Origin of the sequence: Pseudoalteromonas arctica (assembly GCF_012927645.1) — a bacterium.
Lineage (GTDB): Bacteria > Pseudomonadota > Gammaproteobacteria > Enterobacterales > Alteromonadaceae > Pseudoalteromonas > Pseudoalteromonas arctica_A.
In genome coordinates, this window is record NZ_JABBMT010000040.1 from 20,502 (window position 1) to 28,654 (window position 8,153).

General features: G+C 35.2%; 7 protein-coding genes. 1 reads left to right on the forward strand and 6 read right to left on the reverse strand.

Going from position 1 to position 8,153, the window contains the following annotated elements; all coding sequences use genetic code 11:
* Positions 1-18: 18 nt before the first annotated feature.
* From HHO47_RS17100 to HHO47_RS17110, 3 genes are all read right to left on the reverse strand, one after another.
* On the reverse strand, positions 19-1,902 hold the full coding sequence (locus HHO47_RS17100) for a CocE/NonD family hydrolase (RefSeq protein ID WP_248291034.1): 1,884 nt from the start codon (positions 1,900-1,902) through the stop codon (positions 19-21).
* A 177-nt stretch (positions 1,903-2,079) separates the two neighbouring features.
* Positions 2,080-3,141, reverse strand: coding sequence for a WD40/YVTN/BNR-like repeat-containing protein (locus HHO47_RS17105; protein WP_169021381.1), 1,062 nt, complete (start codon positions 3,139-3,141; stop codon positions 2,080-2,082).
* A gap of 76 nt (positions 3,142-3,217) precedes the next feature.
* Positions 3,218-3,502, reverse strand: a complete 285-nt coding sequence (locus HHO47_RS17110) for a hypothetical protein (RefSeq protein WP_169021382.1) — start codon at positions 3,500-3,502, stop codon at positions 3,218-3,220.
* A 29-nt stretch (positions 3,503-3,531) separates the two neighbouring features.
* On the opposite strand from HHO47_RS17110, the gene HHO47_RS17115 reads away from it, so the two are divergent.
* Positions 3,532-4,470, forward strand: a complete 939-nt coding sequence (locus HHO47_RS17115; protein WP_248291035.1) for an IS110 family transposase — start codon at positions 3,532-3,534, stop codon at positions 4,468-4,470.
* 707 nt (positions 4,471-5,177) lie between these two features.
* Here the strand turns inward: HHO47_RS17115 and HHO47_RS17120 are convergent.
* The 3 genes from HHO47_RS17120 to HHO47_RS17130 are packed head-to-tail and all read right to left on the reverse strand — an operon-like array spanning position 5,178 to position 7,841.
* Positions 5,178-6,359, reverse strand: coding sequence for a hypothetical protein (locus HHO47_RS17120; RefSeq protein WP_169021383.1), 1,182 nt, complete (start codon positions 6,357-6,359; stop codon positions 5,178-5,180).
* A 56-nt stretch (positions 6,360-6,415) separates the two neighbouring features.
* The gene (locus HHO47_RS17125; RefSeq protein ID WP_169021384.1) at positions 6,416-6,955 is read right to left on the reverse strand and encodes a hypothetical protein; all 540 of its coding nucleotides are present in this window, start codon (positions 6,953-6,955) and stop codon (positions 6,416-6,418) included.
* A gap of 16 nt (positions 6,956-6,971) precedes the next feature.
* Positions 6,972-7,841: a hypothetical protein gene (locus tag HHO47_RS17130; protein WP_169021385.1), complete on the reverse strand. Its 870-nt coding sequence runs from the start codon at positions 7,839-7,841 to the stop codon at positions 6,972-6,974.
* Between the last annotated feature and the right edge of the window lie 312 nt (positions 7,842-8,153).

An 8,153-nucleotide genomic window follows, 5' to 3' on the forward strand; every position in this document is an offset into this window, starting at 1 on the left:
TCAGTAGCTAAAATTTAACTAGTGCCCTATAACCTTAAATGAAATCGAACTTGGGTATTGTTCACTATGATAAAGTGTATGTTGCGCTTTTACGTAATCTTCAGCCTTGGCTTTAAAGATATTATCAACATACTTTTGTGGGTTCATATCCATAAATGGAAACATGCTACTTTGCACTTGAATCTGTAACTTATGCCCGCGTTTAATGGTATGTAAAACATCCAGTAATTCAAAATTAACTAACGTGGGTTTATTTGCCTCAAATGGTTTTGGCTCACTCATGCTGTCTCTGAAACGACCACGAATAATGCCCCACCTAACTAATTCGTGGCGGTTACCTGTCGCTTCATCAACTTTGTTAGTAGATTCATCCATACCAGGAAATACATCAACCAGTTTTACAACAAAGTCTGCTGCACTTTGGCTGGTAGCAACATACAAGTTTAGATCTATAGCACCCGCAATGGTTTGATCTTCTTTAGCTACGTCACTATTAAATACTAATACATCGGTACGTCGAGCTGTAAAACGCTGATCTTCTGCCATATAAGGGCGATCCCAACCGCTACTCGTATGTGCAGAGTGTGGCACTGGTTTATTAGGGTCGCTAATATAATCACTCGAACCACCTTGCTTATCTGTTGAAGTTAATAGCTGCTCGTTATTACCAAAATAAAGCGTCACATCGCTCGCGTCTTTTGGCGGCCAAGTATCAAACTCACGCCATCTGTTGGCACCCGTTTCAAAAATAGTCGCTTTCGCTAAAGATGCTTCTTTGGTGCCTTTTAAGTTATGCTTAAAAAATGGCAGCAATATGTGCTCTTGGAACCACTCACTGGTATCAAAGCCAAAATTAGCTTCGCCCATTTTGTCGCCTTCTCCGCGATTCCACTGACCATGATACCAAGGGCCCATAATGATATGTACATTATCTTTTTTATTGTGCTTAGACATTTTTTGATAGGTCGCTAATGGTCCATACAAATCTTCAGTGTCATACCACCCACCGACAATTAGTGTCGCTGGCTTTACATTATCAAGATGTTGCAAAACATCACGTTTTTGCCAAAACTCATCATAATTAGGATGCTCAGTTAATTCATTCCAAAAAGGCCGCTCGCCATTAAAATATTTTTTATTTACGTTTGAAAGCGGCCCTAACTTACGGAAAAATTCATAACCATCAGGTGTTGTAGCATCCATTCCTTCAGGCCAATAAGCAAACTGACCTTCCCGCTGTTTATCAAAGGTATCGAAAAAGATAAATGCCATTGGTGTTGAAAAAGCCCCATTGCGATGAAAGTCATCATAAAACCAGTTTGCAATAGGAGCCTGTGGTGAAATTGCTTTTAATGCTTTGTGACTATTAATTGCAGCCACCGACGTGTAGTAACCAGGATAAGAGGTGCCCCACATCCCTACTTTGCCATTGTTGTTGGAGATATTTTTAACTAACCAGTCAATGGTATCGTAAGTATCGGTTGCATCATCAACCGCTTTACCACCTTTGTCTCCTGCATCTTGTGGACGCATATTTACATAGTTACCCTCAGACATAAACTTACCGCGAACATCTTGAAAAACAAAAATAAACCCTTCTTCTTCAAAAATCTCACTGGGCCCTAACTTGGCTTTGTACTTATCTACACCATAAGGAGCAACTCGATACGGCGTGCGTTGCATCATGATTGGGTATTTGCTTGATTTATCATAAGGTACATAAACCGCTGTAAATAATTTAGTACCGTCGCGCATTGGTATTTGGTACTCGTATTTAGCATAATGAGAGCGAATATATTCAGCCCTTTTATCTTCCTGCTTATTTTCTTCTGCTTGTATGAAGCTTGCAAAAATTAAACAGCAAAATAACCCTATAAACTTTGTCATTTTATTATTTTTCATAAAGTTACCTTCATAGTTAGTTTAACTATGTTTTTATTGATGAATTTTCAACCTAAACTTACTATAACCAAAAGAGTGATGCCATAATAACGCGCTAAAGTAGACTAAATCAGCGGTAAAGCCGATAACCTCTCAAACATAAAGCCTTTAGCAGTAGTGACTCTTTAATCAAACTAATTATTCAGTCGGTATTGTTAATACTGCTACTTTGCCCTCAGAACCTGCAAATAAAAAACGAGCATTATTCGCGCTTAATGTAAAATAACCGGTATTATTAGATTTGAGATTCGTCAGTGGTTGCCACGTCTTTCCTTGATCGTATGAAATGTCACTGCCTGTTTTACCCGTTGCAATACAAGCGAATGTGTTACATGCCATCGCACTTCTTAGTCCATGCTCTCCTGAATTTACGCTTTGCCAACGCTTACTTGTAACGTCATACAGCGCCATATTTGGGTAGCTTTTGTCACGTTGCTGGTAATCACCACCAACAACAAATAAATCATTATCACGATTCAAAGCCAGACCATAACCACCAGCAGTACCCGTGCTACGATACAAAGGAACACTTTTCCTTAGCCAAGATAGTCCACCATCATTTGAATGATAAACAGAAGCCGACTTCCCACCCGTTGTTAACCATGCTTGATTATCTTTTCCTACAATGAGTGTATTACCACTGGCGGCAAAGGCAGCTTCTGAAGATATTAAGCTAGGTAAATTTACTTTATCGGTTCGTGTCCATGTTTTGCCGCCATCTTGTGTACGTTTAACGACATAATAACCATCAACAGGGTCACCCATTAATAAACCATTGTCTTGATCCCAAAATGCAATTGAATCAAAAAAGCCTGCCGCATCTTGATTTTGCAACAGTAATTGCCAGCTTTTACCTGCATCTGTTGTTTTATACAATGAAGACTGTTTACCAGAACCAACACTCATTACAATCGCGGTTTGCGTATCAAACACCGCAATATCACGAAAATCATTATTTATGCTGCTTTTAACACTGCGATCATGCCAATGTTTACCGCCATCTTGGCTCACCCATACACTATTATTGGTACCTGTGATCCACAACGATTGCTCAAATATCGCCGCACCACGAAGTGAAGGCTCACCATCAATCACTGTATGCTGAAAACCATCCACTTGCTGAGCAATAGCTAAGTGGCTAAGCACAAAGAAAGTCAGTACACAGAACGCTGTTAAGCTATGAAACGCTGTTATTCTCATTATGAACACCGATACCAATTAATTTATAGTAGTTAACATAAACGCAGAGTAAGTTAGTCATCCGTCCTTGTTAATCTTACTCCATCAACAACCATTGACCATCACTAAAAAATGGGGGTTGCGAAACCTCAAAAGTTGTATTCATTATAAGCATATCAACTAAGAAATTATCGCCATCAAACTCATCAACAGATGATGAAATAGAAGTTCCACCTCGTTGATAGTCAAAAGTTCCATCTGGGAGTATTTCTAGATACATACCAGAACCTTGCCAATAATCGCCAACCTCTTTTAACGTACTTTTACTATAAAAGTCAAAAAGAAAGCTCCTCGAGTTTTTCGATGCAGTTGTGTTGACCAAAACATAAACTGTACCTCGAGGAACTTAGTATGAAACTATATGGTGGAATTGACTTGCATTCAAATAATAGTGTTATTGCTATCATTAATGAACACGGTGAAACGCTTACCGCTAAGCGTTTAAATAATGACATGTCTGTCATTTTATCTTTTCTAAGTCCTTATAAAGACAATTTAAAAGGACTTGTTGTTGAATCAACTTTTAATTGGTATTGGTTAGTCGATGCTTTAATGGATGAAGGGTTTAAACTTCACTTAGCAAATCCCGCGGCAATCCAACAATACTCAGGCTTAAAGCATGCTGATGACCACAGTGATGCACGTTGGTTGGCTGAAATGCTACGTTTAAACATTCTACCTGAGGGCTATATTTACCCCCGAGAACTCAGAGCTGTTCGCGACTTAATGCGTAAACGAATGGACATTGTTCAACAGTCCACTAAAAACTTATTATCAGTGCAAAGTTGTTACATGCGTCATCTTGGATACAAGCTCAGTAGCAACAAAATCAAACAAATGGCCGCTATCAGAAAAGGCGTCAATGTTGAGCAAGTACATGCAGACTTTAGCTCAATGAATACAGCACTGTCAGTCATTTCTAACCTCTCATTAATACGCTGTGCTCAACAGCAAATTAATGTGATAGAAGGCGCTATTTTAAAACAAACATCACCCTCCTCAGAATTTATAAACTTAACTAGTATCGATGGCATTGGGAATACGTTAGCACTGACTATTATGTTAGAGACAGGCACTATTAAACGTTTTGATAGTCCAGGTAATTTTTCCTCGTATTGTCGATGCGTTAAAGGTGCGAGATACAGCAATGGAAAGAAGAAAGGCGCTACAAATCAAAAGAATGGTAATCGTTACTTAGCGTGGGCGTTTACTGAGGCCGCTAACTTTGCTATTCGGTATAACCCAACAATTAAAAAGTATTATCAACGGAAACTGGCTAAAACAAATTAGGTTAACGTGTTGAGCTAGTAATAGGGTTGGTAAAACCATCAGATTTGATTGAGCCTGCACGTTAACCGCTCTTATTTAAATGTTGGATATGCCCACTGTCTGAGCCAAAAAGGGTTGGTTATGTGTAAACATAAGCCACAGATTTGTTATTGAGCAGCGTGAGAATGCTGCCAAAACTGGACTGACATTGGCACTAAACGATGACTGAGGCGAAAGCCAAGGCCTAATTAATCATCAATGATGCTTAATTAAAACGCCTAAATTCATATGGCGTTATTTATTCAAACCAAGATGCATATTCACACCAATCGACGTCATTACTGGATGCATAGTCATATTTAAAGTGAGTTTAAAAAGTAACAACACTTGGTTTTTTGAATAAAAAGATCAAGAAAACACAGCTGCCTGCTTGACCGGAACTTTCTAATGGGTGACCCCTTTTGTTACGAAGATAAACTAAGCCTGTATTGTTAGTTTCTTGATAAAGTTTTATCTACTTTAATCTTTGCTGAATTTCATCGTTCATGACAACAATTATAGAAAGGATGTCTATGAATCACACAATTTATAAGATCACAAAACACCATGAATGTTTCTTCACTACCCACATTTTTAATATTGCTAATTCATCGAAATATAAAGGTTAATTCAGGAGGTGCTTTAAGTTCAACCCTTAAGCCCAAATCTATGAGCTATACTACAGGTAATCACGAATTATCTTTAACAGATCTTTCTTTTAATATTTGCAATGCTTTTTCAAGTATGTTAACGATATTTTGATCTTCAATGGTGCCATCTGTACTTTCAATTTCCTGTATTAAAGAGTTTATTTGTGTAGGGCTTATCTCTAACATACCTGAGTCATATTGAGATATTAGGAAGGCCTTTTCTTGGACTAAATTAGACGATTCTATTAATTTTGAAACAATTAAATTTTTATCAACTCCTTTTACTTTTTCAGCTGTATCTATCCAGCTTGCTTTATCATAATTATCAATGCTTTCATTATTAAAAATTTCACTGCTTATATTGTCTAAGTACATATTTATTGATTCTTTATTTTTACTACTTGTATGCTCTAAGCCAAGAGAAGCATAAGAATAAAGTGTTCTTGATATTTCAGTTCCAGAACTGTGAAGAAGCTCCAATAATTCTTTTGGATCATTCGATATCATAGCATGTGGTAATTTCATTTTATTTATTTTTTCTTCAGAAAATCCATGGCTCAATTCATTTATATCGTTCTTCAAAAAGTGTAAATATTCATCTGAGCTTACTAATGTATCATAGTTGATAATTAACGTGCGTAATAACTCTGGTTTTTGATTATTACTGTAAATCTCTTGTTCAAAAAACCTCCTAACATGCATAAAGTCATCTGTGTAATTTTGAAGTTCAGATTCATCAATTTCTGCCGTTAATAGGGTGGATGACGAAAGTAATCTTAATATCTTTTCTTGTGACTTAATGTCAGAAGTGTTTATGTATAGGTCTGTGAGTTCAGAAGATAAATGTAAAGGTTTTAAATTTTTAATTACATCAATCAAATATTTAAACTCAAAAGATTCTGTTGGATGTTTATTAATTTCATCCCAAATTATATCAATTTTCTCTTTTCGTGTTAAATGCTTTAAGTTAAGAAGAGCCATTAATTTATTGTCTGACTGTTTTAGTTCACCATCAAAAAGGTTTTCTAAATATAAAGTATTTTCTTTGTTCTTTTGTTTTATCGTTAGGGAGGGGGTAATATCTTTTTCGATTGCTTCACCTGCTTTATTTGACTTTATTAATTTTGTTGGGGGAGCGGCTGTTGAATCATCAGCTATGATATTATAAAGAAGGTAGGTGATAGGTAGGAAGCATATTAAAATTAAAAATTTATTTTTCATTATGGAGTTTCGCCTGAATAGAAAGGCCACTATAAATGGCCTTGCGTGATTAATTTTTAGTAATTTGAGTACATAACATAAGGAGTATCGCCATAAGGGCGCTTCTCATTGGCTCTTTTCCATGCAAACTCTATAAAGGTATCACAGCGGAATTCACCTTTTTGAGCAATAACTCTTTTACGCTCCCAATCTTTCGTAACTGGATTATATACTCTTTTAAATTCCCACCTGCCAGCAACATACATAAAGGATAAGCTATATGAAGGTAAGAATTCTTTCTGCTGTAAACCAAATTTAATTATATTTTCTCTATTGTTAATATGAATTTTGGGATTTCTAACTTTATAACCCCAGTATTCAGTCTCATTTACAAAACTAGATAGTGAATTTACCTCTATTACTGCTTCAGTGTCTAAAACTTCTAAAACCTCTGAACCTGTCCATAGACCTACGTGCCCTAAACTTCCAATTACGGGCACATTAAGATCTCTCCCTAGAATATCAGCTACATTTTCTGGGGAGGCGGCGCTAACAGAGTTGGTGGAGAGTAAGTAACTAATTGATATGGTTATAGCTATCATTGATTTAATTTTCATTAAATAATTCCTTTTATTACATTTGTTTTAAAAATAATCTCTTATCAATGGGATTATAAAAATATTGATTTTCGTCTATATAAAAATTAACGGTTTTATTTTTCATTTTGAAATCAAATAACTGCATGAAATCATTTAATTTTTCAAATTTCTCTGGTTCACTTAAAACCCTTGCGCAAAATATTTTATTAACTTCATCACTAGTTGAAATTTTATATGACGTTGTAACTATTTTGTTTTCAAAGTTGTAATCGTTTATTAATAATACCGGTGACTGATTAAGTATTTTAGAAATTTTTATATATCCATCTCTATATTTCAGGCCAAACAGTTTTTCATTGTAATCAAACTTTTTAATAGTTTTACGATTGAATCCAAATGGAGTGTCTACTAAAATAAAAAGAGCGTAACCTGATTTTATCATAGCTTTTGATTTTCTTAGATAATTACCCTTACTATCTAGAATTATGAATTCTATTTCAACGCCTAGGTTTTTTGAAGTTTTTTTCAACATTTCAATGTCATAACTTTTTTCAGTTATAATAAGGCATGCGCCTTTATATTTACTGTTTTTACATACTATGTAAGGTATAGTGAAGTACAAGTTATGATGAAAAAGAAAAAAGAAGTTTGTTGAGTAAACCTCTTCTTCTTTAAAACAAAATGTTAATCTATCAATTACTACTGAATCGAGTCCTTTATCAATAAAGTTTCTGTTTAATCTCTTATTTTCCTCCCATTCTGTATATTTTGAATTTTCATTTTCGGTTATAAATTTTAATGATAACTCAGCATCTATACGCTCTAAATTTTTCTTTATTTTTAAAGCTGTAACTGGCTCTATAATTTTTTCCATATTTATTGGGTCAATAAATGACCCTTCCATATTTGTGTGTTTTTATCTTATTCAACTGTTTCAAATGGGTTTGTTCCACAGTCATTCGCTAATTCAAGTGTTGATTGGATATTATTAGCAATTTCTAACAATTCAGAGATATTTAGTTCTATCATTTTATTTCCTTTTTTAAGTAAGTTTTAACGTGATTCATATCGCGTTCCCCTTAAGAGTATATCCGATCTTCCGCACCCACTTTAAGAATAAATTTTCTGATACTGTTTACCCAAACAATCAATGATGGTTTGATTGCGCGCTTCCAAATTGGCAACGATAGGAATTTTGTCTGGTAAATATATAATG

Excerpts from the sequence above, each read along its gene's own strand:
- HHO47_RS17115 (WP_248291035.1), top strand. The coding sequence starts at position 3,532 with ATGAAACTATATGGTGGAATTGACTTGCATTCAAATAATAGTGTTATT.
- HHO47_RS17105 (WP_169021381.1), bottom strand. The coding sequence starts at position 3,141 with ATGAGAATAACAGCGTTTCATAGCTTAACAGCGTTCTGTGTACTGACT.
- HHO47_RS17120 (WP_169021383.1), bottom strand. The coding sequence starts at position 6,359 with ATGAAAAATAAATTTTTAATTTTAATATGCTTCCTACCTATCACCTAC.
- HHO47_RS17125 (WP_169021384.1), bottom strand. The coding sequence starts at position 6,955 with ATGAAAATTAAATCAATGATAGCTATAACCATATCAATTAGTTACTTA.
- HHO47_RS17130 (WP_169021385.1), bottom strand. The coding sequence starts at position 7,841 with ATGGAAGGGTCATTTATTGACCCAATAAATATGGAAAAAATTATAGAG.
- HHO47_RS17100 (WP_248291034.1), bottom strand. The coding sequence starts at position 1,902 with ATGAAAAATAATAAAATGACAAAGTTTATAGGGTTATTTTGCTGTTTA.